25 protein-coding genes and 1 other RNA gene are annotated in these 24,408 nt (G+C 28.1%); 10 read left to right on the top strand and 16 right to left on the bottom strand.

The window, feature by feature from the left end:
- Positions 1 to 1,629: a multidrug ABC transporter permease/ATP-binding protein gene (locus CINS_RS07300; protein ID WP_039651160.1), complete on the top strand. Its 1,629-nt coding sequence runs from the start codon at positions 1 to 3 to the stop codon at positions 1,627 to 1,629.
- A gap of 36 nt (positions 1,630 to 1,665) precedes the next feature.
- On the opposite strand, the gene cgb is transcribed toward CINS_RS07300, so the two are convergent.
- Positions 1,666 to 2,094: a single-domain globin Cgb gene (gene cgb / locus CINS_RS07295; protein ID WP_039651158.1), complete on the bottom strand. Its 429-nt coding sequence runs from the start codon at positions 2,092 to 2,094 to the stop codon at positions 1,666 to 1,668.
- Between the two features lie 186 nt (positions 2,095 to 2,280).
- Between cgb and CINS_RS07290 the strand changes: the two genes are divergently transcribed.
- From CINS_RS07290 to CINS_RS07275, 4 genes are all read left to right on the top strand, one after another.
- Complete coding sequence (locus CINS_RS07290) at positions 2,281 to 3,285, top strand: Fe(3+) ABC transporter substrate-binding protein (RefSeq protein ID WP_039651156.1); 1,005 nt, start codon at positions 2,281 to 2,283, stop codon at positions 3,283 to 3,285.
- Between the two features lie 82 nt (positions 3,286 to 3,367).
- The gene (locus CINS_RS07285) at positions 3,368 to 4,897 is read left to right on the top strand and encodes an ABC transporter permease (RefSeq protein ID WP_126437499.1); all 1,530 of its coding nucleotides are present in this window, start codon (positions 3,368 to 3,370) and stop codon (positions 4,895 to 4,897) included.
- Positions 4,885 to 5,862, top strand: a complete 978-nt coding sequence (locus CINS_RS07280; protein ID WP_052251994.1) for an ABC transporter ATP-binding protein — start codon at positions 4,885 to 4,887, stop codon at positions 5,860 to 5,862. The genes CINS_RS07285 and CINS_RS07280 overlap by 13 nt, the downstream gene beginning before the upstream one ends.
- An 88-nt stretch (positions 5,863 to 5,950) precedes the next feature.
- Positions 5,951 to 7,174: an HD domain-containing protein gene (locus CINS_RS07275; RefSeq protein WP_039651154.1), complete on the top strand. Its 1,224-nt coding sequence runs from the start codon at positions 5,951 to 5,953 to the stop codon at positions 7,172 to 7,174.
- A 5-nt stretch (positions 7,175 to 7,179) separates the two neighbouring features.
- On the opposite strand, the gene ffs is transcribed toward CINS_RS07275, so the two are convergent.
- An RNA gene (gene ffs, locus CINS_RS07705) (signal recognition particle sRNA small type) lies at positions 7,180 to 7,277 on the bottom strand.
- Positions 7,278 to 7,329: 52 nt separating this feature from the next.
- Between ffs and CINS_RS07270 the strand changes: the two genes are divergently transcribed.
- Positions 7,330 to 7,761 carry a hypothetical protein gene (locus tag CINS_RS07270; RefSeq protein WP_039651151.1) on the top strand — a complete coding sequence of 144 codons (432 nt, stop codon included), beginning with the start codon at positions 7,330 to 7,332 and terminating at the stop codon, positions 7,759 to 7,761.
- Positions 7,762 to 7,770: 9 nt separating this feature from the next.
- Here the strand turns inward: CINS_RS07270 and CINS_RS07265 are convergent, their stop codons facing one another.
- Genes CINS_RS07265 through CINS_RS07250 form a run of 4 tightly spaced genes read right to left on the bottom strand, consistent with a single transcriptional unit; the run spans position 7,771 to position 12,530 of the window.
- The gene (locus CINS_RS07265) at positions 7,771 to 9,396 is read right to left on the bottom strand and encodes a flagellar hook protein FlgE (RefSeq protein ID WP_039651149.1); all 1,626 of its coding nucleotides are present in this window, start codon (positions 9,394 to 9,396) and stop codon (positions 7,771 to 7,773) included.
- A gap of 3 nt (positions 9,397 to 9,399) precedes the next feature.
- The gene (locus CINS_RS07875) at positions 9,400 to 10,497 is read right to left on the bottom strand and encodes a flagellar hook assembly protein FlgD (RefSeq protein WP_052251993.1); all 1,098 of its coding nucleotides are present in this window, start codon (positions 10,495 to 10,497) and stop codon (positions 9,400 to 9,402) included.
- A gap of 50 nt (positions 10,498 to 10,547) precedes the next feature.
- Positions 10,548 to 12,194, bottom strand: coding sequence for a flagellar hook-length control protein FliK (locus CINS_RS07255; protein WP_039651147.1), 1,647 nt, complete (start codon positions 12,192 to 12,194; stop codon positions 10,548 to 10,550).
- A gap of 3 nt (positions 12,195 to 12,197) precedes the next feature.
- Complete coding sequence (locus tag CINS_RS07250) at positions 12,198 to 12,530, bottom strand: hypothetical protein (protein ID WP_039651145.1); 333 nt, start codon at positions 12,528 to 12,530, stop codon at positions 12,198 to 12,200.
- Positions 12,531 to 12,656: 126 nt separating this feature from the next.
- Here CINS_RS07250 and typA point away from each other — a divergent pair, with 126 nt between their 5' ends.
- Both typA and CINS_RS07240 read left to right on the top strand, forming a co-directional pair.
- The gene (typA, locus tag CINS_RS07245) at positions 12,657 to 14,465 is read left to right on the top strand and encodes a translational GTPase TypA (RefSeq protein ID WP_039651142.1); all 1,809 of its coding nucleotides are present in this window, start codon (positions 12,657 to 12,659) and stop codon (positions 14,463 to 14,465) included.
- Entirely contained in the window at positions 14,465 to 15,103 is a 639-nt protein-coding gene (locus CINS_RS07240) for a hypothetical protein (protein ID WP_039651140.1), read from the top strand. Before typA ends, CINS_RS07240 begins: the two co-directional genes overlap by 1 nt.
- Positions 15,104 to 15,106: 3 nt before the next feature.
- Here the strand turns inward: CINS_RS07240 and CINS_RS07235 are convergent, their stop codons facing one another.
- From CINS_RS07235 to CINS_RS07195, 9 genes are all read right to left on the bottom strand, one after another.
- Positions 15,107 to 15,730: a protein-L-isoaspartate(D-aspartate) O-methyltransferase gene (locus CINS_RS07235; protein WP_256374749.1), complete on the bottom strand. Its 624-nt coding sequence runs from the start codon at positions 15,728 to 15,730 to the stop codon at positions 15,107 to 15,109.
- Between the two features lie 95 nt (positions 15,731 to 15,825).
- Positions 15,826 to 17,343: a disulfide bond formation protein DsbI gene (dsbI, locus tag CINS_RS07230; protein ID WP_039651138.1), complete on the bottom strand. Its 1,518-nt coding sequence runs from the start codon at positions 17,341 to 17,343 to the stop codon at positions 15,826 to 15,828.
- A gap of 10 nt (positions 17,344 to 17,353) precedes the next feature.
- Positions 17,354 to 17,521 (bottom strand): disulfide bond formation protein Dba, encoded by a 168-nt coding sequence (dba, locus tag CINS_RS07225; RefSeq protein WP_039651135.1) that lies wholly within the window; start codon positions 17,519 to 17,521, stop codon positions 17,354 to 17,356.
- Positions 17,522 to 17,646: 125 nt separating this feature from the next.
- Entirely contained in the window at positions 17,647 to 18,669 is a 1,023-nt protein-coding gene (locus CINS_RS07220) for an aerobic ribonucleoside-diphosphate reductase Ia, B2 protein subunit NrdB (RefSeq protein ID WP_039651133.1), read from the bottom strand.
- Positions 18,662 to 19,081 carry an RDD family protein gene (locus CINS_RS07215; RefSeq protein ID WP_039651130.1) on the bottom strand — a complete coding sequence of 140 codons (420 nt, stop codon included), beginning with the start codon at positions 19,079 to 19,081 and terminating at the stop codon, positions 18,662 to 18,664. Before CINS_RS07215 ends, CINS_RS07220 begins: the two co-directional genes overlap by 8 nt.
- A gap of 8 nt (positions 19,082 to 19,089) precedes the next feature.
- A complete protein-coding gene (gene pyrE / locus CINS_RS07210) occupies positions 19,090 to 19,698 on the bottom strand; it encodes an orotate phosphoribosyltransferase (RefSeq protein WP_039651127.1) in 609 nt (202 codons plus the stop codon).
- 1 nt (position 19,699) lies between these two features.
- Positions 19,700 to 20,257, bottom strand: coding sequence for a ribosome recycling factor (gene frr, locus CINS_RS07205; protein WP_039651125.1), 558 nt, complete (start codon positions 20,255 to 20,257; stop codon positions 19,700 to 19,702).
- Positions 20,258 to 20,267: 10 nt separating this feature from the next.
- The gene (gene secG / locus CINS_RS07200) at positions 20,268 to 20,600 is read right to left on the bottom strand and encodes a preprotein translocase subunit SecG (RefSeq protein WP_039651123.1); all 333 of its coding nucleotides are present in this window, start codon (positions 20,598 to 20,600) and stop codon (positions 20,268 to 20,270) included.
- Positions 20,601 to 20,704: 104 nt separating this feature from the next.
- Complete coding sequence (locus CINS_RS07195; protein ID WP_039651121.1) at positions 20,705 to 21,406, bottom strand: Bax inhibitor-1/YccA family protein; 702 nt, start codon at positions 21,404 to 21,406, stop codon at positions 20,705 to 20,707.
- Between the two features lie 156 nt (positions 21,407 to 21,562).
- On the opposite strand from CINS_RS07195, the gene CINS_RS07190 reads away from it, so the two are divergent.
- Together CINS_RS07190 and CINS_RS07185 are read left to right on the top strand one after the other, a co-directional pair.
- On the top strand, positions 21,563 to 22,195 hold the full coding sequence (locus tag CINS_RS07190; protein WP_039651120.1) for a carbonic anhydrase beta: 633 nt from the start codon (positions 21,563 to 21,565) through the stop codon (positions 22,193 to 22,195).
- On the top strand, positions 22,192 to 24,066 hold the full coding sequence (locus CINS_RS07185) for a mechanosensitive ion channel family protein (protein WP_039651118.1): 1,875 nt from the start codon (positions 22,192 to 22,194) through the stop codon (positions 24,064 to 24,066). Before CINS_RS07190 ends, CINS_RS07185 begins: the two co-directional genes overlap by 4 nt.
- Here CINS_RS07185 and CINS_RS07180 read toward each other — a convergent pair.
- Positions 24,063 to 24,404: a hypothetical protein gene (locus CINS_RS07180; protein ID WP_039651115.1), complete on the bottom strand. Its 342-nt coding sequence runs from the start codon at positions 24,402 to 24,404 to the stop codon at positions 24,063 to 24,065. The two genes, CINS_RS07185 and CINS_RS07180, sit on opposite strands and share 4 nt — an antisense overlap.
- Between the last annotated feature and the right edge of the window lie 4 nt (positions 24,405 to 24,408).

Below are 24,408 nucleotides of genomic sequence, written 5' to 3'. Positions count from 1 at the left end.
TTGAGCTTTATTTTAACTTTATTTAAAGAAAACAAAATAAAAATTTTTATTTTTTTATTTTTTAGCATTATCACAAGTTTAATTGGTGTTTTGACTTTAGTATTTATTAATGAATTTTTACTGAAATCAAATCTTGAAAATCCCAATATTATAGTGTATTTTGCATTTTTGTTAATTTTATTTTTTCTTAGTTCATCTTTTGTGGAAATTTCTCTTAGTTCTTTTGGCCAAAAATTCATTTTTAAAATGCAAAGAAGGGTAGTAAAGCAAATTTTAGATACTAGTATTTTAAATATATTAAATACCACTAAAGCAAGAATACTTGCATCTTTAAACAATGATGTAAGGAGTATTTCTTTTGGGCTTTTGCGTTTTCCAGAATTTATCCAATCTAGCGTTTTGATATTTTGTACAAGTGCTTATATAGCATATCTTTCTTTTGAAATTTTTTTATTATGTTTTGTTTGGATAGTCTTTGTATTTGTAATAAATCATTTTTTGATGAGTAAAGTATATTTTTATTTTAAGCGTGCAAGGGAAAATGATGATGCTTTACAAAAAAATTATCAAAATATTTTACAAGGTCATAATGAACTTACTTTAAATCCACTAAGAGCAAAACAATATTATGAAAGTGAATTTGAATTTAATGCATTGAAAAAAAAGAAAAACTCAACCATAGGAAATGTTTTACATATTTTGTCAAATAATTGGAGCAATAGTGCAATGCTAGCTTTGGTTGGGGTTGAATTTTATATAGTTTTAACATATAAACTTACTGGTATTGAAAATGCTACGACGATAGCTTTAAGTATACTTTTTTTAAGAACTCCTTTAGTATCTATGATAGGAAGTTTTCCTACTATTTTGATGGCAAAAATAGCTTTAGATAAAATTGCAAAGCTTAATTTGCAAGAATATAGACAAGATTTTAAAATTATAAATAAAAAAATTCAATGGAAAAAAATAGTTTTTAAAGACGTTTGTTTTGCTTATGGTGAAAAATTTTCTTTAAAACCTATAAATTTTGAATTACAAAAAGGTGATACTGTATTTTTAATAGGTAAAAATGGTAGCGGTAAATCAACTTTTTCTATGATTTTAGCGGGACTTTTTACTAATTTTAATGGGAAGCTTTATTTGGATAATGAGGAAATAAATTTAAAAAACATATACAAATATAGAGCTTTAATCAGCGCTATTTTTAGTGATTTTCATTTATTTACAAAAATTTTAAGAGATGAAAATTTTTTAGAAGAAGATTTAAAATATTGGCTAGAAATTTTAGAACTTGATGAAAAAATAGAACTTATAGAAGATAATTTTAGCACTATAAAGCTTTCAGCAGGGCAAAAAAAACGCTTAGCTATGTTAGTTGCTTTACTTGAAAAAAAAGATATTTTGATACTAGATGAATGGGCAGCTGATCAAGATCCTATGTTTAGAAAATTTTTTTACCAAAAATTATTACCACTTTTAAAACAAAAAGGTATTACCATCTTTGCAATCACTCATGATGATACTTATTTTGATATAGCTGATAGAATTTTGCTTGCTCAAGATGGGTATATTCAAGAATTACAAGGAGATATAAAAAATATCGCAAAAAATGTAGTAGAGAAATTTTAAATATTAAAGAAAATAATCTTAGGCTCTAACCTAAGATTATTGATTTTTTGCATAAATTTCTTTTTCTATATCTATATAAAATTTAGCAATAATTCCATATGCTTTTTCCCATGCTTTAAGCGTTGTATCATCAGCATTTAGTATAACTTTTATAGCTTTTAAAAGACAAGCTCCAACTATAGGGTAATGTTCTTCTTTAACATTTAAATTTGTATGAGTAATGGCTACTTTATCTACAAAAGATCTCATGTTTTCTAAATTTTCTATATTTTTAGCAGCTGTTAAAATAGCTAAAGCTAAAGCCTTTGGTTGCTCTCCCGAATTTTGTTTATCCATATTAAACATAGGTTTTACTTGAGGATATTCTTCAAACATAATTTTATAAAATTCTCTTGTAAGTACTTCACCATTTTGTTGTAAAATCGGTACGCAATCTTTGATAATTTGAATTTCTTCTTTAGTCATTTACTTTCCTTGTGTTAAATTTTTACATATTGTATAAAAATAAGAGATAAAATATCTTGATTAATGTTAATTTTTAAAATTAGATATGAGAAATTATTAATATGTCTTACTTAAGCGAATGCAAAGACAAATATAATATAATAATCCTTATCAATTTCAAAATATTAATTTTTAAGGAAAGTTAAAATGAAAACAAAGTTAGTTTTATTGTCATTATTGGCCGCTGTTAGTTTAAGTGCTCAAGAACTTACGATTTATTCTCATAGACATTATGATGCTGATAAAGGAATTTTTAAATTATTTCAAGAAAAAACAGGGATTAGTATTAATGTAGTGCAAGCTAAAGCTAATGAACTTGCTAAGAGATTAGAAGTTGAAGGTAAAAATTCAAAAGCAGATTTGTTTATGACTGCTGATGCTGGAAATTTGGAGCAAGTTCGTACAAGTGATCTTTTTGTTTCTGTTGATTCTCCAGAATTAGAAAAACTTTCTCCTAAAGAATTAAGAGGTAAAAATAACCAATGGTATGCTTTTACCACAAGAGCTAGGATTATTATTGCATCTAAAGATAGAATTAAAGATGGAGAAATTAAAACTTATGAAGATTTAACTGATCCAAAATTTAAAGGTAAAGTTTTAGTAAGAAGCTCAAATAATGTTTATAATATCTCTTTATTGGGTGCTATGATAGATACTTTAGGTAAAGAAAAAGCAAAAGAATGGGCAAGCGGTATTGCTAAAAATTTAGCTCGTACTCCAAAAGGCGGTGATCGCGATCAAATTCGTGCTATTTATGCAAAAGAAGGTGATGTAGCTATTTCAAATAGTTATTATTTAGGACATTTAGCGAATTCTAAAAATCCACAAGATATAGAAGCTGCAAATTCTGTAAAAGTGATTTTTCCTAATCAAGATGATAGAGGAACACATATTAATGTGAGCGGTATAGGTGTTTTAAAAACTTCTAAAAATAAAGAAGCAGCCATTAAATTTATTGAATTTATGCTTTCAAAAGAAGCTCAAGAAATTCTAACAAATCAAAATTATGAATACCCAGTCAATAAAGAAGTAAAACCAGCTAAAATTTTACAATCTTGGGGTGATTTTAAATCAGAAAAACCAAATTTCGAAGCTTATTGGGGTAACGCTAAAGAAGCTTTAATGATATTTGATGAAGTTGATTGGAAATGATAAGGAAAAATAGAATTTGAAATTTTTAAGTTTAAGGTGGCTTTTGCCCACCTTTTTTTTATGTATTCTTATAATTTTGCCTATGTTGGCTATTGTATTACATATTCCATTTATAGATATTGGTACTTTAGAACATTTAAGTAAAAATGTCTTACCACGTTATGTATATGGTAGTGCTATAATTTTGTTTGGCACTTTAATACTCTGTTTAGTGTTAGGTTTAGTAAGTGCTTATTTGATTTCTTTTTATAAATTTTTTGGTTCTAAATTTTTTGAATGGTTTTTGATTTTACCTCTAGCTATACCATCTTATGTGATGGGTTTTGTCTGGATTGATTTATTTGAATTTAAAGGCTTAATTCCTACTTTTTTAGGTATTGAAAGACGGATTGATATAATGAATTCTTATGGAGTCATTGTTATTTTGTCTTTTGCACTTTATCCTTATGTGTATTTTTTTGCTAAAAATTCTTTTTCTCATGGGCTTGGAAGTATTATTTTAAGTGCGAAAATTCTCAAAGCTTCGAATTTAAAAACTTTTTTTAGAATTATTCTACCCTTTTGTCGTATTGGTATAATCTCATCTTTACTTTTAGTTGCAATGGAAACTTTGAGTGATTATGGTTTGGTTGCATATTTTGGTGTAGATACTTTTAGTGCTGGTATTTTTAGGACTTGGGGAAGTGGAGGTGATGAGGTTAGTGCGGTAGCTTTAAGCGTAGCTTTGCTTGTTTTTATTGCATTATTGATGTTATTGGAAAAAATTCAAAGAGGTAAAAAATCCTTCACACAAAATGTGTTTTTACCAACCCCTAAAGACGAGTTAAAAGGTATTAAAGCTTTTTTAGCTTTTTTATGGTGCTTTTGTCTTGCTTTTTTAGCTTTTATTGTGCCTATTATTTGGCTTGTTTATTGGGCTAAATTCGATTTTATTCAAAGTTTTTATAATATTTTAACTCCATCTTTGTATAGCTTAAGTGTTTCATTAATTAGTTCATTTTGCATTGTATTTGTGGCTTTTTATTTATGTTTTGTGATTCGTTTAAATAATACAAAATTTTCAAAAACAATGCTTTGGCTTGCTACTTTAGGGTATTCTTTGCCTGGTGCGGTTGTGGCTGTTGGAATTTTGGTAATTTTAGGTGTTTTAAATTGGATTTTTGATGTATTTTCTTTTGAATATGCTGTAGGTGGTGGTTTTTTAGTTTTATTTTTTGGTTATTTTGTAAGATTTTTAGCTTCTGGAATTTTTGCTACTCAATCAGGTTTTGAAAGAATTTCACAGCATATAGATTATGCAAATTTGACTTTAAAAATTAAACCTTTTAAGATATTTGCCTGTATTCATTTTCCTTTGATGAAATATTATTTAGCTTTAGCTGTAGTGATTATTTGTGTGGATATTTTAAAAGAACTTCCTATTTCTACTATATTATCTCCATCTGGTTTTCAAACTTTATCATCTTTGGTGTTTGCATATAGTGAAACAGAATTAATCTACAATGTCGCTTTACCTTCTTTAATTATAGTGCTTTTTGGAATTATCCCAACTTTTTTAATGCATTATTTACAAGATAAAAACAATCAGAGGAAAAATTCATGCAAGTGTTGAGAATAGAAAATTTATATAAATCTTTTTTTGATGTTGAAGTTTTAAAAGGTATTTCATTAAGTTTAAGCGAAGGTGAAATTTTAAGTATATTAGGCGAGAGTGGTTGCGGAAAAAGTTCTTTGCTTGGTTGTATAGCTGGATTTTTTGAGATAAATGATGGTAAAATTTATATAGAAGAAAAATTAGTTGCTTCTAAAAATTTGTATCTACCTCCTCAAAATCGTGATGTCGGTGTTTTATTTCAAGATTATGCTTTATTTCCACATCTTAGTGTAAAAGAAAATATTTGTTTTGGTATTTCAAATCTTAGTAAAATAGAACAAGAGCAACGATTAAACGAACTTTTAGAAATTTTAAATTTAAATGAACTTTTGTGTCGGTATCCTAATGAACTAAGTGGTGGACAAGCTCAAAGAGTAGCTTTAGCAAGGACTATTGTTGCTAGACCAAAAATCATACTTTTTGATGAACCTTTTTCGAATTTAAATCACACTTTAAGTGTAAAAATGCGAAAAGAAATTAAAAATATTTTAAAAATGCACAAGCTTAGTGCAATTTTTGTAACTCATGATAAAGAAGATGCTTTTTACCTTTCTGATCATATAGCATTGATTCATGAGGGAAAAATTTTAGATTATAATGATGCTTATAACTTGTATTATTTTCCTAAAAATATTGTAAGTGCAAAATTTTTAGGTGAGGCTTTCAAATTAGAAATAGACAAAATTTCTAATTTAGCCTTTAAAGAATACTTACATCAAAAAAATGGAATTTTACGCCCCAATGACCTTAAAATTTCTAAGATACCAACTCCTTTAGAAGCTTTTGTTTTAGAATGTGATTTTTATGGAGATTTTTATGAGCTTACTTTAAATTTGGATGGTAATATTTTTAGTATTTACCATAATAAAGCACTTAACAAGGGAGAAAAAATTTATCTTGAATTAAGTGTAGAAAATTATTAAAAATTAGTAAATTTTTATAATAAAGATACAAAAATAAATTTGCTAAAGCTTTTAAAATAAAGTAAAATCACAATTAAAAAGGCAAATGATGATTAGCGTTGAGTTGATAGAACATATTTTCAAAGCTGCTTCTATATCAAGATGGAATGATTATCCTAAAATGATAAATTTGGTGGAGCTTGATAAGCAAGCACATAAATTTATTATCGCATATTTCATGGCGAAAATGGAAAATGATGTCAATGTGCGTTTTGTAATCGAAGCAGGTATTTTTGAATTCTTAAGTCGTGTTGTTGTGACTGATATCCGTCCTGATGTTTATCATGAAATTTTACGTCAGAAAAATACACAGATAAATGCTTGGGTTTTGACTAAAATCGCTCCTATGATACAAAATATTGAAAATGGTGAATTTTTAAAAAGATACGAAAATTTCTTGCAAGGGGAAGACTATACCAAAGAGAGACTTATTTTAAAAGCTGCTTCATATTTTGCTACAAGATGGGAATTTAATATAGTTTATCAAACAAGTTCTTTTTTACACGATATTGATGAGATTAAGACTAAAGTGGAAGAAGAATTAGAAGATTATTATGAACTAATTGGAGCAAGAAAAATAGCATTAAATCAAAAAATTGCTAAAATTATTGACTTAAGTGGACGATTGCGTTTTCAAAAGCGTTGGGCACAAACTCCAAGAATTCCTGAAACTGCAGTTTTAGGACATATGTTAGTGGTGGCTATTTTAAGTTATTTTTATTCTTTAGAGGTAAAAGCTTGCAATAGTAGATTAGAAAATAATTTTTATTGTGCTTTATTTCATGATTTGCCAGAGAGTCTAACGCGAGATATTATAAGTCCTGTTAAATATGGTATAGATGGTTTAAATGAAGTTATCAATGAATATGAAATGAAGTTAATTAATGAAAAAATTTTACCTTTTATTCCTCTGTCTTTTAGAGATGAATTTAGTTATATATTAGGTATTAGAGAAAAATCAGAAGATGAAAATATTTTTATAAAAAATGAATTTGAAAATAGAATTTTTAATAACAAACCTAGTGTTTATAGTGGTAGTTTAGATGCAGTTAATGAGGATCGTTTTAAAGCTATTGATGGAAAGGCGTTAAAATATTGTGATAAACTTGCAGCTTTTATAGAGGCAGCTTTATCTATTAGTTATGGAGTTAAATCAAAAGAATTAGAAAGCGGTTTTACTGGAATGTATGAGTATTTTAAAACAAATCCAACTATCAATGGAGTAAATTTTTTTAGAATATGTGAAGATATCAAAGAGTATTTTAAAATCTAAAAAACCTTCTTCCAGATGACTGCGGCACACACTAATATCAAGTGCTCTGCTGTGTTCCCACCCTGAAGCGGTGCTTAAAATTAATATTGCACAGGTCTAAAAGAAGGCGACTAAAATGATATCTTAAAATATCTTAAAAAATATTGAGGTGTAAAATGGTGAATTTATTTGCAAATTTTTTATCTAGATTTAGAGAAATTTTTGTTCCAAGTCATTTGTCTTTAGAATTTAGAGCAAAATCTTTTGCTGCAATTATAGTTGCAAATAAAAATATAAAACCAGAGTTGTGGGATATTTTAAATGAAATATCAAAAGAAATTTATCCTGATGATAAAAGTAGACAAGCTGTACTAGTGCAAACAACTAAAGAATATACTGATTTAGTATTAAAAAATGAGTTGAGTTTAGATTCTTTGCTGAAAAATATTTCCTTTCTTTTAAAAACTCATCCACGTTATGCTCAAAAGATAAATTTTAATAGATTGAGAAAATTTTTAGATAAAAACGAGGAAGAATCTTTAGTGCAACAAAGAGTGATAGAATTTTTTGAGCAAGAAATACATTATATTGCATCAAAAAATATATGAAACATTAAATTAACGTTTCATATTGATAGCTTTTTGAATCATTTGATCAGCTGTACTAATGCTTTTACTACTTGAATCATATGCTTTTTGTAGAGTTATTAAATTAGTAAATTCTATCGCCAAATCCACATTGGATTGTTCTAAATAAGAACCTTTAAAATTTGCTGTACTAAATGTTCCGTTATTGCTTAGCAAAAATGTTGGTTCTCCACTATTGCTAGTTTGTCCGTATAAATTTTCACCAAGTTTTTCTAAACCTTGTTCGTTGATAAAATTAAACAAGGCAAGTTTAGCCATAGGAATTTGATCACCATTGGTAAATGTAGCTACTATGGTTCCATCTGTGTTGATAGCATAATTGTTTAAAAAACCTTCTCCAAGTCCATCTGTTTTCGTATGTACAGAAGATTGTTTATTGCTTAAAGCATGTAATCCATCATATCCTGAATTTGGAATTTTTGGATCATAAAAAGATCCAAGATTAATATTAACTTTAGTTCCATTATTGTCAACTGAAGTTAAGGTGTTTGCTACCAATGCACCTGATTCATTAAAAGTGATTAACCCTTCGGTTGTACCTCCGATTTTGTTATTGTTATTATCATATACTTGTGCAACGGCTTTGTATTCTAAGTTTGTGCCATTTTGAGGTAAAACTCTGTCAAGTTTAACTTTTACCCAATTAATAGAACCATCAGGGTTGATGAGTTTTGCAGATAATTCTGAACTATCAGCAAGCTCTTTTTCCATACTTAAATGAGATGATTCTAATTTAGCACTTTGTGGATCAATTTTTTCTAATTTTTGGTTTTCAAGATTAAAAGATAGATCATCATTTAATGTAGCTTGAAGTGTTTGAGTAATACCTTTTTCATCTGTAATATTAAAATAAATCATAGTTCCAGGTTTTAAACCAAATATTTGTTCGTCTTTAACACTTCCTGATATATTAAAAGTCCCATCGGCATTTTTAGCAAAAGTAAATTTTTGCACATCAAGATCAATATTAACAGCTTCTGTTTTAGTACTTGTGTCTAAATTACCACTCCAAGTGATATTTTGAGTTGCTTGTGGGGGTAAATAAAGATTTTTAGGAACAGAAATAGGACCTTGTGCTCCAACTCCACCCATTTGAAAATTTACTCCTGGTTTTCCTGTAAGAGCTGTTGTTACCTTTTGACCAAGTTGTTGTCCAAACATATTTGAAACTCTTTCGCTTAATGGTATTTCTTGCAATGATGGATTCATCGTTCCAAGAACATAATTTCCATTTGAGTCTACTAAATTTCCATTGGCATCAGGTTTAAAAGCTCCATTTCTGGTGTAATATACACCATTGCCATTAGATACTCCAAAAAACCCTTTTCCAGCAATAGCTACATCAAATTCATTATCAGTTGACATCAAAGGTCCTTGTTCAAATGTATCATTTATAGAACCAACTGAAGTTCCATAACCTGCTTGACCTTTATTATAAGATTGTGTCGTCATTGTGCTATAAAACACATCTTTAAATCCAACTTCAGAGTATTTAAATCCGACTGTATTTACGTTAGAAATATTATGAGCTGTATTATCAATGCTATAGCTTTGAGATTTTACCCCATTTACTCCATTATAAAGTGCTGTAAACATATTTTATCCTGTAATTTCTTTAAGGTCTTCCCATTTAACCCAGCTTCCGCCCATTCCAACTAAGGCTTCACCTTTTTCAAATTTAACACCTGTTATAGGATAAGCTCCATAAGTTGAATTAACAACTTTTCCAGATTCTCCTGTATAGCTTGCTTTGACATAGTATTTTCCAGAAGGAACAGGTGTTCCGCTATCATTGGTTCTATCCCAAATAATTTGTTTCATACCTGCACTCATATCTTTAACATTTATAGTTCTCACAGGATCTCCAGCTTCATTATAGACTGTGAATGTTACAGGAGCACTATCTGATTTATAGGCTGAATTTATTTTAGCTGTTTTAATATCTACGGTTGGTTTGTATCCTAGTATTTTAAATGTTTGATCTTCTCCTACTACAGCTTGAAGGGTTTCTTCTTGATCTTTATCATCTTTTAATTTTATATGAATAGTATCTCCAGGTTTTGCTATTTCTTTATCAACTTTACCACTTATATCTAATTTATCTTCACCATTTTTCTTAAGTTCAAAATCTTTTGATTCTATGTTGGTTTGTTTTCCTTTTTGAGGTTCTTCAGGTAAATACATATTAATTTGAAATTGTATATCATCATCTGCTACCATTAGATAATTATCTTTAACCGTTGCAAGTTTTCCAACTGCTGCTAAAGCACTCATACCTGTACTAGCTGCTATGGAATTTTGTAATTTTGTCATAGCATTTACAAGTTGAGTCATGGTCTTATTGGTGTTATCTTGCATTTCAAGTGCAGAAAGCTGTGCTGTTTGAGTAAGCATTTTTTCTGTGTCCATAGGGTCTGTAGGATCTTGATGTTGAAGTTCAATTAAAAGTAATTTTAAAAAAGCATCTTTATCAAGCTCTGCTTTTGGATTGCTGATAATACCATCGTTTTTATTAATTCCATTATCTACTTGAGGAGTATTTTCTGTGTTATTAAAATCTCTAGTGTTTGCTCTAGGAGAAATTTCTACATTTTTATCACTTTCTTTATTTTCTTGAGGGATGTCTCTTGTATTTTTAAGATCTCTTGAGCTGAAAACGAAAGGACTTTGAGTGTTTTGTGTGTTTATATTTTGCATAAAAATCCTTTTTTTGTAAATTTATTATATTAAAGCAAAAAATATTCCATTTAGAAATATTTTGCTAAAACCATTTTTAAACTAGGTTTTTCCTGAATTTCATTTTCGAAATTCACCTTATTTTTTTCTCTGTCATCATTTTTTTTATGTTTTTGTTGATTATTTTGGTCCTTTTTTCCTTGATCACTAAAGTTCATTTCTAAATTTGTAAATCCCATATTTACTAGTGAATTTTTAAATTCAGCTTGGTGTTGTATAAAAAGATTAAGCGTATTTTGATTTGAATTAAAACTAATGTTAAGATTTGATCCTCTTTGTATTAAAGTAACTTCCACTTCACCTAGATTATTTGGATTTAATGTGATATTAAATCTAGTTACAGGAGCTTTATAACTTTCAACTTTTTCTTTAAATTCTTGGGCAAAATCATTAAAAGTTTCTTTTATATGTACTCCTTGATTTTTGACGAAATGATTAGAGGCTCTATTCATTTCTCTAACAAAAGAATTTAAATTATCTTGTGGAGTTTCGTTAGTTTCTTTTGCAACTTCTTTTGTACTCGTGAAAATATCTGATACAATATTAGTGTTTTGTTCATTTTTTTGATTTTTTATGGTTGTGTTTTGTATATTTAGTGGATTTTCAAAATTTGTTTTATTTTCTTGGATATTTTGATTTTTTAAACCAATACTTTCTTTTTTAGCATTTTTTAAATTTTCTGATTTTGAATTTTCTAATACAAAACCAACTTTTTTTTCGAAATTTTCTAAATTATTAATTGTTATAGAATTTGATTTTTCTTTGGATTGTTCTAATTCTTTTTTGATGCTAGAATTATGAGTCATATTGATTACTTCTATATCATTTAATTTTTTACCATCGTTTAAATCTTTATTTGATTTTAAAATATTATTTGTGTCAATTAACTTATCTTTTTCGTTAATCAATATTTTATTATCAATATGTTCTTTTGAAGTTATTTTTTTATCATTTTCATTGTTATCTACTTTTGTAGTTTTTTTAGATAAATCAATATTCTTTAATGCAGAAGCTAATAAAGAAGCAGAATCGTTATCTTTGTTTTTGACAGCAGGTTTTTTCTGTTTAGATTCTTCTTTTAACAAATTTGAAATTTTTTGATTAATTAAATCTTGAAAAACACTAGTTTTACTTGTGTTTTTTATATCAAAAAAACTTTTTTTATCTAAATTTGGAAAATATTTTTTTAAATCTTGTATTTGTTCAAATTTAATATTTTTTACATTCAAACCAAGATCTTTTGCTATATTTAAAAGTTCATTTATATTTTTAATATTTTTTAGTTTATGAATATTTTTTTCAACATTTAAAATTGCTGTATTGTTTTTGATTAATTTATTAAGTTTAATATCTTTACTATTACTTTGTAACATTTCTAGTAAAGATAAAATTTGCATAAAATTTGCATTTTCAAATAATTTTGTAGCACCTTTTTCATCAAGCATTTTATTTTCGCTTGAAGAAGTGCTGTTTTTATTTATATGAGATTTTTTACTATTTGAAGTTTTATAATTATTTAAATCTTTTCCATCAATTGCTTGAATTAAAGATTCTAAGAATCCTTCTTTATCGTTTGACTCTGTATCTTTGGATGTATTTTTGTTTTTTGGTGAGAGACTTAATATATTTAAAGCCTCTCCAGTGTGTATATTTGACATAAATTAACCTACAATAAAATTACTTTTTGCTAAATTTGGAAATAAATTTTGAAGTTTTAAAGCGCAATCAATTTTTAAATTTTCATGTGAAATGTTAAAATTTTTAAAAATAACTAATAATTCTTCTATATTTTTAGCATTTAAAATGGCATTTTCATTATGCACATCATCTAAAATTTCGCTGATTTCTCCTGATAACTTTGCATAATTTAATTCTTTTTTTGATTTACTAACTTCTAAATAATTTAAAAGCTCCATAAAATATTCGCTATTTAAAACTGAAATTCCTTGTTTTTGTAAATTAGCATCTAAAATTTGTGTGTCTAAGTTTGACATATTTTTCTCCTTAAAAATAATAACTTCGAAAATAAAAGCAATAAATGTTCCAAATTTTGGATTTTAATTTTTAAGTATTTTTTATATATAATGTTAGACTTTAAAAATTAAGCTTTGGAGATAAACTTGGATAATATTAGGAATATAGCTGTTATAGCTCACGTTGATCATGGTAAAACAACTATGGTAGATGAATTATTAAAACAATCAGGTACTTTTAGCGAGCGTGAACAAATAGCAGAGAGAGTGATGGATAGTAATGACATAGAAAAAGAAAGAGGCATTACTATACTTTCAAAAAATACTGCTATTGATTATAAAGGTACTAAAATTAACATTATTGACACTCCAGGACACGCTGATTTTGGAGGTGAGGTTGAGCGTGTTTTGAAAATGGTAGATGGGGTGTTGCTTTTAGTTGATGCACAAGAAGGAGTTATGCCCCAAACAAAATTTGTGGTAAAGAAAGCTTTGTCTTTAGGACTTAAACCTATAGTTGTAATTAATAAAATTGATAAACCAGCAGCAGATTCTGAGCGCGTAATTAATGAAATTTTTGATCTTTTTGTTGCATTAGAAGCAAATGATGAACAGCTTGATTTTGCTGTGGTTTATGCTGCTGCAAAAAATGGTTATGCAAAACTTAATTTAGATGATAGTAATGATAATATGGAACCGTTATTTAAGACTATTCTTGAGCGTGTTCCAGCACCAAGTGGTAGCGATGAGAATCCTTTGCAACTTCAAGTTTTTACTTTAGGATATGATAATTTTGTGGGCAAAATAGGTATAGCTAGAATTTTTAATGGCAAAGTGAAAAAAAATCAAAATGTGATGCTAGCCAAGGCTGATGGTACAAAAGTAAATGGTAGAATTTCTAAATTAATTGGTTTTATGGGATTAGAGAGGACTGACATTGAAGAGGCTGGAACTGGAGATATAGTAGCTATTGCTGGTTTTGAAGCCTTAGATGTGGGTGATAGTGTGGTTGATCCTAATAATCCTATGCCACTTGATCCTCTTCATATAGAAGAACCAACTTTAAGTATAGTATTTTCTGTTAATGATGGTCCATTAGCAGGTACTGAAGGCAAACATGTAACATCAAATAAAATTGCTGAGCGTTTAGAAGCTGAAATGAAAACAAATATTGCTATGAAATATGAAAATAGTGGTGAAGGAAAATTCAAAGTAAGTGGAAGAGGTGAGCTTCAAATTACTATTTTAGCTGAAAATATGCGTAGGGAAGGTTTTGAATTTTGTATGGGAAGACCTGAAGTTATTGTCAAGGTAGAAGATGGAGTTAAAACTGAACCATTTGAACATTTGGTAATTGATGTTCCAGATGATTTTACAGGAGTTGTAATAGAAAAACTAGGAAAAAGAAAAGCTGAAATGAAAACTATGACCCCAACAGGTGATGGGCAAACTAGACTTGAATTTGAAATTCCAGCACGCGGGCTTATTGGCTTTAGAAGTCAATTTTTGACAGATACTAAAGGTGAAGGTGTAATGAATCATAGTTTTTTAGAGTTTCGTCCATTTAGTGGTGCAGTTGAAAAAAGGAACAACGGGGCATTGATTTCTATGGAAAATGGTGTGGCTTTAGGATATTCTTTATTTAACTTACAAGATAGAGGCGTGTTGTTTATAGAACCTCAAACTAAAGTTTATACAGGAATGATTATAGGCGAACATTCTCGTCCAAATGATTTAGACGTAAATCCAATTAAAGGTAAGAATTTAACCAATGTTAGAGCAAGTGGAAGTGATGATGCTATTAAATTAGTGCCACCTAGAAAATTAAGTCTTGAAAGAGCATTGGAATGGATAGAAGAAGATGAACTTGTTGAGGTTACACCACAAAATATTAGAGTAAGAAAAAGATATCTTGATCCAACTCAAAGAAAACGAATGGAAAAGGCTAAATCTTAATGGATTTTGAGGCTATACGCCTAGGTTTAAATAAAAGACTCAAGGCTTTACAAATTTTATCTTTTGTAGAAGCCTTAATTATATTTTTTCTGATATTTCAATTTACTCAAGATATTATTATTGCTTTGTTTGGTGGAGTTTTAGCAGGAGTTTTATTTTTTAGAGTTTTAGGGAAAAAACTTATGTGGGGTCGTAATGAACTCACTATAAAAATATGTGAAGAGTTCTTAAAACAAAACAATGCAACTTTTTACAAAGAGGGCTTTCAAGAAAAAAAATTTAACAAAATTGGTTTTGATTTTGCTTTAAAAACTTATCATTCTCAAAATTCTTTTGTATTTAAAAATTTTACATTATATGATGTCAAATTTAAAGATGAATTTGGAAATTTTTTTTGTGGTGTTTTAATGTATAGTAAAAATTTAAAACAAGATATTAATATTACAAATGATAATATTTTTGAAAAAGTTAAAGAAAAAGAATTTTCTACGCAAAAAATACTCAAACAAAATGATTTTTTGCTTATAGCATGTTTGAAAAATCCTTTTTTCGCTGATTTAAAAATCAGTGTTGATCTTAATTTAAGATTTTTTAAAAAGAATTTAGAACAGATTCAAAACTTAATTTTTATTTTGTAAATATTATTCTTTACCATTTTTAATAGGAACAAAAAGACATTCTTCTAAAATTTCTTTGGTAATTTCATTATTTTTTTTAATAAATTTTGTGATAAATTGTTGATTTCCTATTAATAAAGGTGCGACTAAAATTCCATTTTCTTCTAGTTGATCAAATAAAATATTTGGTATTTGTTCTATATAAGCAGAGAGTAAGATTCTATCATATGGAGCATAGTTTTTCCATCCATTTTGACCATCATCAAATTTCACATGTATGTTTGAATAATTTAAGGTTTTGAATTTTTCCATAGCACCAATTGCCAATTTTTCTATGCGTTCTATTGTAAAAACTCTTCTTATAAGTTTACTCAAAATGGCTGCTTGATACCCGCTACCACATCCTATTTCTAAGATGCTATCAGCATCTTTAAAATCAAGTGCCATTGTCATTTTTGCTACGGTTAATGGAGAGCTTATCCATTGATTTCCCATTAAAGGAAGTGCATCAAGTCTATAAGCATGAGTTTTTAAAGGTGAAAAGATTTCTCTTGGAGTAGAACAAAATGCTTTAAATAATTCTTCATTTATAAAGGTATTTTTTTTTATTTCTTCTGCCATAGTTTGACATTGCTTTTGCTCAAATATGCGATTCAACAACAACCCCTTAAAAAATTGTTATTTTACCTTAGTTTTTATTTATAAAACTTAAAAACATTTCTTAGAGCTAAAGCTCTAAGAAATTAATCAAGTGCGTAAAGAATATTTGCATTATCTTGATAAGAAAGAATGTTGATTTTTCCATTTTTAAAGAATAAGCTTCTTGCATTGGTAATGTTTTCAGGGAAAGAAATAGTTTTTACAATTTCTTCTTTATCTAAGTCTATTACCGCAATAACATTGTGATTTTTACTTAATGCATAAAGCTTGCCATCTTTATAAGTCATAGAAGTAATATAAAGATCACCTAGAGTTTTATTTTCTTTTAATTTTGCTTTCGGTGTAAATTCAGCTGAAAGTACTCTGTCGGCTAATGAAATTTTAGAAATAACAAAAGTTTTCATATCTTTATTATTTGGAGTAGTTGCAACATACATAAAATCATTATCAGTTGCAGTGCTTGCAATGTGATTGAATTTAGCTCTTATAGTATCAATTCTTCCACGACCCAAATCTTTTCCTTGTCCTTCAAATTTATCTGAACCTTTCATAAAATCAGCATATTGTAAAGCATCATCTGCATTTGGATTTTTACCAAATCTTAAAAATGTTTTGTTTGAGCCCATTAAGATATACTTATCATCTAAATAAGGAATAATTCCAACTATTGGATTAATAGTAGCAGAAAAATATGGATCTAAAATAAAATCTTCTTTAATTTTGAAGCTATTGTCTAGAAAATATACGTCATATTTTGAGCTTGCTACATATTCTCCATTAATATAATCAAGCGTATTAAGAGGTTTTGCAATGTCAATTTTCATTTCATTAATAATTTTTAAATTTTCATCAATATGTGTAAATGGACTATTGCTAATATTATTATCGAATTTGATGCCAAGTTTATCACTTGCTGGTGCAAATGCAAAATCAGGTTCTTTAACATCACGCTTACCTAAGAAAGATATACCATTCCATCTTTTATTCCATCCAGAATCATCCCAGATTATGTATTTTGGATTTAAACTAAAACGCACTGGATCACCTTGTCCACTATATGGAGGGATACCTGTACTTACAAAAGCTTGAAATACATTAGAAGCTATAATAAGAGCTGTTATGCTCATTGCTATTAAATTAAATTTGGTGAGTTGTCTAAAGCTTGATCCTTCCATTTCTTTTTCAAATGAACCAAACTTAGGAGCAAATGCAAAAATTACACCTAATAACAACACTACTGCCCAAAAAACTACTTCAGCCCAAAAATAAGTGTGTAAGCCAAAAATAGGTAAGCCAAAACCTTGATCAAGATCACGATGAGCATGACCTGCAATGTGATTGAATGATTGCCATAATCCAAAAGCCGTTGCTATTAAAAGAAAAGCTAAAAATTTACCTTTAACACCATAGCGAACTATAAATAAAGCGGCCACACCAATGAAAACCATAGATTCTCTTTGTCCCCAACAAGATGTGCAAGGACTATCAGCCAATACATAGCCAAATATTAAATTTGCTATACCTACAGGTAATAAAATAATTAAAAACCCTGCTAGACACATTAAAAAATAAAAGAATTTAGTTTTATTAATATCACACATATATTCCACCTTATAAATTGATTAGGCTTAAAATTGCGCCTGATTTACGACCTAAATAGTCAAATACCATAATAGCCCATGATATTACAAGTATAGAAAAAGCAAGCTTTTCTTTTTCTGGTTTTGCTATCATTAAGATTATGGCAATTAGAATTAACAAAAGTTCTAAAAATTCCATAATGACTCCTAAATAGTGAATTATAAAAAGTGAATAATTTTATAACAAAATGTTAAATAAAAATAAAATATTAATAAAGAATAAAAAAATATTATAAATTTGTATAATGGTTTTAAGTTTTGAGACTAAAAGTCATCAAAACTTAAACTTCCTTTTGAGTAATTTGTTACTTTACTCTCGAAGAAATTGCTTTTTTGGTCGTTAAATTTAGAAAAATCGTCTACCCATTTAATAGGATGTTGTGCATTGTAAATTTTATCTAAATTAATAGCTATAAGTCTTTGATCTACAAGATAATGAATGTATTCTTCTATGATATCATCTGTAAAGCCCATAATCTGATTTTGTGTGATATATTTACCCCATTTGATTTCAAGCTCTCCAGCTTTTTTAAACATATCGTATATTTTATTTATATTTGCTTCGTGAAATAAATCAGGTCTTTCTTTACGAACCGAATTAATCATATTTTGAAAAAGTAGCAAATGGGTTATTTCATCTCTTTGAATAAATCGTATCATTTGTGCTGAACCTAGCATTTTTCCCGCACGAGCAAGGGCATAAATCGCAGTAAAACCACTATAAAAATATACCCCTTCTAAAATTTGATTTGCTACCATAGCTAGTAAAAGCTTATCATCATTTACTTCTCCAGCTAATTCTTCATAAATACTAGAAATAAAATCATTTTTTTCTCGCAAGGTTTCATCATGTTTTTCCATTTCATAGATTAAATCAGTATTTTCGCAAATGGCTTCAACCATTACTGCATACGATTTTGAATGATTTGCTTCTTCATAAGCTTGTCGTGCTAAAACAGCATTAATTTCAGGTGCGGTGATATAAGGGTTGATGTTGTCTGCTAAATTATTAGTTTGAAAACTATCCATAGAAATAAGTTGTGACCATACTAAATCATACATTCTTTTTTCAGCTGATGTAAGATTACAGCGATAATCAAGGGCATCTTTGGTGGTATCTACTTCTTTTGGAAACCATGTATTAGCTTCCATTAAATCCCAAAGTTTTAAAGCCCAAGTGTATTTTGCCTTAGTGAAATTTAAAATCCCATGGGGATTTCCATTAAATACTTTTCTGTCGTTTAAACTTTCATTTGATTGAGGGTTATAAATTCTTTTTCTATTCATTTTTTATCCTTACAACAATAATACTTTGACTTAATACATCATGTAGTGCTAAAGTATCTTTTCTTAAAAAGCTCACAATAAATCCTATGAGCAAACCAAAACTGACTATAAAAATAATATATCTAAATATTATTTGAAAAAAATTTAATTTTTTTCCTGTTTTTATATTGATTAAATATAAATCATAGGCTTTAAATCCAGGACTTTGAGCTTTTTTAGCTAAAAATATAGCTTGAATAAGACCAAATACAAAAGAGCAAAAAAAAACGATGAACTGATTATTTAAAAAAGCTTCTTTGGAACCTAAAATAAAATAAAATAAATATAAGATTGGCACATATAATAAAAAAATATCTATCAAAAAAGCTTTAAAACGTAAAAAACGAGATGCTAATTTTGCCTTTGTTTTCATTATGATTTTTAATTGCCACGACTACCCGGTTTAATAGCTTGACTACCATTTTTACAAAGAGGACAAATATTTGCTTCATAGATTTCAAAGTCAAAATTACCCAAGGTAAAAAGTGGTAAATTTTCTGGTAATTTAGCAGTATCTAATCTTGGATTATTCAAATTTTTGACCGAACAAAAACCACGATTTGCCAATGCTGCAAAAGCGACTACTTTCCCTCCCAGTTTTTCTATGATTTTAGCGCTTTCAAGTGCTGAACCACCTGTTGTTATAATATCTTCGCACACAATAAATTTTTCATCTTTTTGAATTTCAAATCCGCGTCTAAGAGTCATTATGCCATCAACGCGCTCTGTGAAAATAAAGCGTTTGTTGCAAGCTCTTGCTAATTCATAGCCAGCTAAAATTCCACCAAGTGCTGGAGAACAAATGCTATCAAATTCAATATTGTAGTTTGTGATTATCTTAGCTAATTCATCGCATAATTTTCCAGCAAGTTTTGGACTTTCTAAAACTTTAGCACTCTGGAGATAAAATTCAGAGTGTTTTCCAGAACTAAGTAAAAAATGACCTTGTAAGTATGCTCCACAATCTTTATAAATTTGCTCTAAATTCATATCAAACCTTTAGTAATTCTACTTCTTTATTTTTTACTAATTCGTCTACTTTGGCAGTGTAATTATCGGTTAATTTTTGAACTTCATCATAAGCTTTTTTAGCTTCATCTTCTGAAATAGTTTTATCTTTTTCAAGTTTTTTTACAGAATCATTAGCATCTTTTCTAATATTTCTTATGGCTACTTTAGCTTTTTCACCCATAGCTTTAGCATTTTTAGCATTTTCTTCTCTTTGTTCTCTCGTCATAGGAGGAAAAAATAATTTTATACTTTCTCCATCATTGTTTGGATTTACACCTATGTTTGCTGCCGCAATAGCACTTTCTATAGTTTTTAACATAGGTTTTTCCCAAGGAGTAATGCTGATGGTAGAAGCATCAGTTGCTAAAACTGTTGCCACTTGATTCAGTGGAGTCGCGTTTCCATAATAATCTACGTGAACATGATCAAGTATATTAATATTTACTTTGCCAGTCCTTATTGTGGTAAAATCTTTTCTTAAATTTTCTAAACTTTTATCTGAGTGTTGTTTTTGTTTAGTATAGATTTCGTTTAGCATATTTTTTCCTTTATTTACTAGTATTAGTTTCCATCATCGGCGCGTTAGGAATAGTAGTGTTTGATTCAGGTATTTTTGGTAGAATTTGCTCAGCTTTTTCAGCTAAAGAATTCGAATTGGCATTATTATACATATAGCTTAAAGCTACCGTATTCGCTATTAATAACAATCCCATAATAAAAGTAAATTTTGCTAAAAATCCAGCTGGCCCTTTAGCACCAAATAAACTTTCATTGCTTCCACTATATGCACCAAGTCCTATGCTTGAGCTTTTTTGAAGTAAAACTGCAATACAAATAATAATAACAATTGCAAATTGTAAGAAAATTAAAAGAGTAATCATTGATATTCCTTGATAATATACAAAAAAAGTTATTTTAACTTAAAAAGCTTGATATAAACTTGAAAGAAAAAAAAGAAATTTACGAGAGTTACTCTCGTAAATTTTTATCTGCTATTAAAGCTTCTTAAAATATTAAGAAGAGATATAAAAAGATTGATAAAATCAAGATAAAGTGCAACAGCACCTTCGATAGGTGTTTCGTAATTTCCTTTTATAATGTTTTGAGTATCATAGAGAATGTAGAATGAAAACAAAATCGCACCGATTCCTGAAATAGCCAAACTTAAAATAGAGCTTTGAAAAAATATATTAATTAAAGAAGCTACGACAATAACGATTAATGCCACAAACAGCATTTTACCCATTACGGTGAAATCTTTTTTTGTATTCATTGCAAATATACTTAGAGCACCAAATGAAACAGTGGTAAGTGCAAATGCTTGTGCTATAATGCTAGCTCCAGCAGGTATAGCTAATACTGAATATAAAAGTGGCGTTAAAGTCAATCCAGAACAAAAAGTAAATCCAAAAAGCAAAATTAAATTTAAAGGAGCTTCTCTTTTTTTCCATTGTAAAGCAAATAATAATCCTAATTCAACAATAAATAAAATCCAAAAAGTTGCTTGTGATTGTATAAAAAGGCCTGCTAATGCATAAATTCCAACATAAGCTCCAGCGGTTGCAGCTAGTAAAGAAGCGGCAAAAAGTTGATAGGTTTGTTTTATAAAAATACTTAAATCACTTCCAGTATAACCTTCAAATTCTTGAGTTTTAGAGTTTGAGTAATCTCTATCGTAAAGACTCATAAAATTCCTCCAAATATTTTAAATTTATTTTAAAGATCTTAAATTTACAAAAAAAAGATAAATGAAAGATTAAGATAAATAAAAACAGGATCTGCATTATTTTGAAAAAGTGCTAATATTAAGTATAATTTTACAATGATATGTTAAAGGAAATTTTTGAAAGATTTAATCGATGGTGCTTTGAAATTTATGCAAGAAGATTTTAAAGAGCATGCACAATTATTTGAAAGTTTAAAAAATAATCAAAATCCTCATACGTTATTTATTGGTTGTGCTGATTCAAGAGTAATACCTAATTTAATTACCAATACAGGACCTGGTGAGCTTTTTGTAATAAGAAATATTGGTAATATAGTGCCACCTTATAGGATAGGAGATGATTTTTTAGCTACTACTTCAGCAATTGAATATGCATTTAATTCTTTACACATTAGAAATATTATTGTTTGCGGTCACAGTAATTGTGGGGGATGTGCAGCTTTATATGCTGATGTGGATGATTTAAAATGTATGCCTAATGTAAAAAAATGGCTTACTTTATTAGAGCCTATTAAAAATAAAGTATTGAAAATAGCTCAAAATGATAGAGCTATGAGAGCTTGGATGACTGAAAAGATGAATTTAGTTAATTCTTTACAAAATTTACTTACTTATCCAGGTATTGAAGAAGCATTAAATAATAAAGAAATAGAAATTCATGCATGGTATTATATTATCGAGACAGGTGAAATTTACGAATATGATTTTAATTTTGAAAATTTTGTTTTAATTCAAGAGAGGCGTCCATGAAAAAAATATTTATTTTTATATTATTTTGTTGCTGTATTAGCTTTACAAATGCTCAAGAAAATAATGAAACTAAGATAGATAAAAATAGCATCTTTTATTTGGTTCAAAATTATATAGAATTAAATTTTGTGTTAGAAAGTTTTAATGGATCAGATAATAATACTAGTGATTATCAAGATAATATAAGAGAAATAGAAAAACAAAAACAAGATATACTAACTCAAATTCCTTTAAGGATGATTTCACAAAAAGTCGATGAAAAAGAAGTTGAAGCATTTTTGAATACAAAAAATAATTTGGAAAAAAAAGTAGAGTATGCTCAAGCAAAAAAACAATATTTTGAGTATATAGATAGTAGAGTAAAATTAATAAATCTAGTTGCTTCAGAGCATTTTTATTTTTGTATTTTTGAGCTTGAAAAAATTTTTATACAAGGGGCTCAAAGTAGTAAAATTCGTTCTATTGTAGATAATGCGATAGAGCTTTTGAAAGAAGATATAAAATTTAATTTTTTACTAGAAAAGGAAAAGATAAATGATATAGAAAAAATTAAAGTTTTAGAAGAAAAAGAAGAGAATCTAAAAACTACGATTAAATCATACAATGAGATTTTACTTTATCTAAGAAATAATGCAAAATTATTAGAAACTAATTTTTTGTTTAATGAGCTTGGTTTGCAAAATGCGATTAATTATATTAATCACAAGACTTCCATCGAAAAAGTTAATGTTGGAAAGATTGTTATTTCAATTTTGGTTGTTGTATTTTTTTATTCTTTGAAATTTTATCTTGCTAAAATTTTATCTTTTATTTTGATGAAATTATTTAGACAAAATTTAGCAAATGTGGAATTAAAAACACATTTTCTTGCAAAATTACAAAATCCCATAGGGTGGTTTTTGTTAATATATGCTATAGGAATTTGTTTTACTATTGTTTATTATCCAGCTCCAGTTGATATAAGAATAAGTAATGCATTGTACATAGTATATGCTATCTTGAGTGCTTGGATTGTAATTAGTATTTTTGACAGTTATGGTATGGTAGTCATATCTAAATTAGCTGAAAAAAGTGGCAAAAGAGAAGTTGTTAATTTAATTATCAAAATTTTATATTTTATTATCATCGTCATAGCCACATTGTTTGTTTTGGCACATTTGGGTTTTAATATTTCAGCACTGATTGCATCTTTAGGTATAGGTGGTTTAGCGGTTGCATTGGCAGCTAAAGATATAATTGCGAATTTTTTTGCATCTGTGCTTTTATTGTTTGATAATAGTTTTAATCAAGGTGATTGGGTTGAAATTTCTGGAGTAGAAGGTACTATAGTAGAAATAGGTCTTAGAAAGACTACTATTAGAACATTTGATAATTCTTTAGTGTTTTTGCCAAATTCAACTATTATGGGGGCTAATATCAAAAATTGGAGTAAAAGAAAAATTGGCCGTCATGTGAAAATATATGTGGGTGTGACATATGATGCCAAGCCACATCAATTAGAACAACTTGTAGATGATATTAGATATTTGCTTGCTACTAGCCCATTAATAGCTCAAGTAGATGATAGTGCATTGAAACTTGGTGGATCAAGAGCTAAATATAGAGAAAATTTAGTTTCTGTAAATGATTTAGAAGGCTATAAAAATAATACTTATGTTGCAGTAAGTGGTTTTGGTGCAAGTTCTATTGATATAGAGGTATATTTTTATACCAAGGCAGTAGATGCAGCTGGCTTTAGGGAAGCTAGACAACGCATTTTACTTGAAATTATGAAAATTGTAGATAAAAATGAATTAAGCTTTGCTTTTCCATCTCAAAGTCTTTATATAGAAAAAATAAATACTGAACAAAAAGAAGAGCTTTTGACTTAATAAGCTCGTCTTTTATCATCACACTCGACTAAGACTTTATCGGCTACGATTATATTTTCATTTTTATTTGCATTAATTTTGACAAGACTACCTAATCTTAAATCTTTAATTCCTGCTAATTTTTTATTGCTACCAAAAATACCACAAGCATAAATTTCGATCTGTGTTTGTGGTAGGATGATTACTATAAGATTATCGTTTGAATTAGTTTTTAAACTGATGGAATTCCTTGAAACATTTTGTAAAATTCCTTGATCTTTGTACGCAAAAGCCGTATTTATAAGTAAAATCAAAAATAAGAAAAGTCTCACAAGATGTTTTGTAGAATTGTTTTGCATTTAA

Source organism: Campylobacter insulaenigrae NCTC 12927, assembly GCF_000816185.1.
In the GTDB taxonomy this organism is placed as follows: domain Bacteria; phylum Campylobacterota; class Campylobacteria; order Campylobacterales; family Campylobacteraceae; genus Campylobacter_D; species Campylobacter_D insulaenigrae.
The sequence above is the reverse complement of the archived record's forward strand: the minus strand, read 5'-3'. Positions and strand labels throughout refer to the sequence as shown.

Excerpts from the sequence above, each read along its gene's own strand:
- CINS_RS07240 (WP_039651140.1), top strand. The coding sequence starts at position 14,465 with ATGGATTTTGAGGCTATACGCCTAGGTTTAAATAAAAGACTCAAGGCT.
- dsbI (WP_039651138.1), bottom strand. The coding sequence starts at position 17,343 with ATGTGTGATATTAATAAAACTAAATTCTTTTATTTTTTAATGTGTCTA.
- secG (WP_039651123.1), bottom strand. The coding sequence starts at position 20,600 with ATGATTACTCTTTTAATTTTCTTACAATTTGCAATTGTTATTATTATT.
- CINS_RS07185 (WP_039651118.1), top strand. The coding sequence starts at position 22,192 with ATGAAAAAAATATTTATTTTTATATTATTTTGTTGCTGTATTAGCTTT.
- frr (WP_039651125.1), bottom strand. The coding sequence starts at position 20,257 with ATGCTAAACGAAATCTATACTAAACAAAAACAACACTCAGATAAAAGT.
- CINS_RS07270 (WP_039651151.1), top strand. The coding sequence starts at position 7,330 with ATGGTGAATTTATTTGCAAATTTTTTATCTAGATTTAGAGAAATTTTT.
- CINS_RS07275 (WP_039651154.1), top strand. The coding sequence starts at position 5,951 with ATGATTAGCGTTGAGTTGATAGAACATATTTTCAAAGCTGCTTCTATA.
- CINS_RS07265 (WP_039651149.1), bottom strand. The coding sequence starts at position 9,396 with ATGTTTACAGCACTTTATAATGGAGTAAATGGGGTAAAATCTCAAAGC.
- dba (WP_039651135.1), bottom strand. The coding sequence starts at position 17,521 with ATGGAATTTTTAGAACTTTTGTTAATTCTAATTGCCATAATCTTAATG.
- CINS_RS07255 (WP_039651147.1), bottom strand. The coding sequence starts at position 12,194 with ATGTCAAATATACACACTGGAGAGGCTTTAAATATATTAAGTCTCTCA.
- CINS_RS07285 (WP_126437499.1), top strand. The coding sequence starts at position 3,368 with ATGTTGGCTATTGTATTACATATTCCATTTATAGATATTGGTACTTTA.
- CINS_RS07280 (WP_052251994.1), top strand. The coding sequence starts at position 4,885 with ATGCAAGTGTTGAGAATAGAAAATTTATATAAATCTTTTTTTGATGTT.
- cgb (WP_039651158.1), bottom strand. The coding sequence starts at position 2,094 with ATGACTAAAGAAGAAATTCAAATTATCAAAGATTGCGTACCGATTTTA.
- CINS_RS07290 (WP_039651156.1), top strand. The coding sequence starts at position 2,281 with ATGAAAACAAAGTTAGTTTTATTGTCATTATTGGCCGCTGTTAGTTTA.
- pyrE (WP_039651127.1), bottom strand. The coding sequence starts at position 19,698 with ATGAATTTAGAGCAAATTTATAAAGATTGTGGAGCATACTTACAAGGT.
- CINS_RS07220 (WP_039651133.1), bottom strand. The coding sequence starts at position 18,669 with ATGAATAGAAAAAGAATTTATAACCCTCAATCAAATGAAAGTTTAAAC.
- CINS_RS07215 (WP_039651130.1), bottom strand. The coding sequence starts at position 19,081 with ATGAAAACAAAGGCAAAATTAGCATCTCGTTTTTTACGTTTTAAAGCT.
- CINS_RS07180 (WP_039651115.1), bottom strand. The coding sequence starts at position 24,404 with ATGCAAAACAATTCTACAAAACATCTTGTGAGACTTTTCTTATTTTTG.
- CINS_RS07250 (WP_039651145.1), bottom strand. The coding sequence starts at position 12,530 with ATGTCAAACTTAGACACACAAATTTTAGATGCTAATTTACAAAAACAA.
- CINS_RS07195 (WP_039651121.1), bottom strand. The coding sequence starts at position 21,406 with ATGAGTCTTTACGATAGAGATTACTCAAACTCTAAAACTCAAGAATTT.
- CINS_RS07875 (WP_052251993.1), bottom strand. The coding sequence starts at position 10,497 with ATGCAAAATATAAACACACAAAACACTCAAAGTCCTTTCGTTTTCAGC.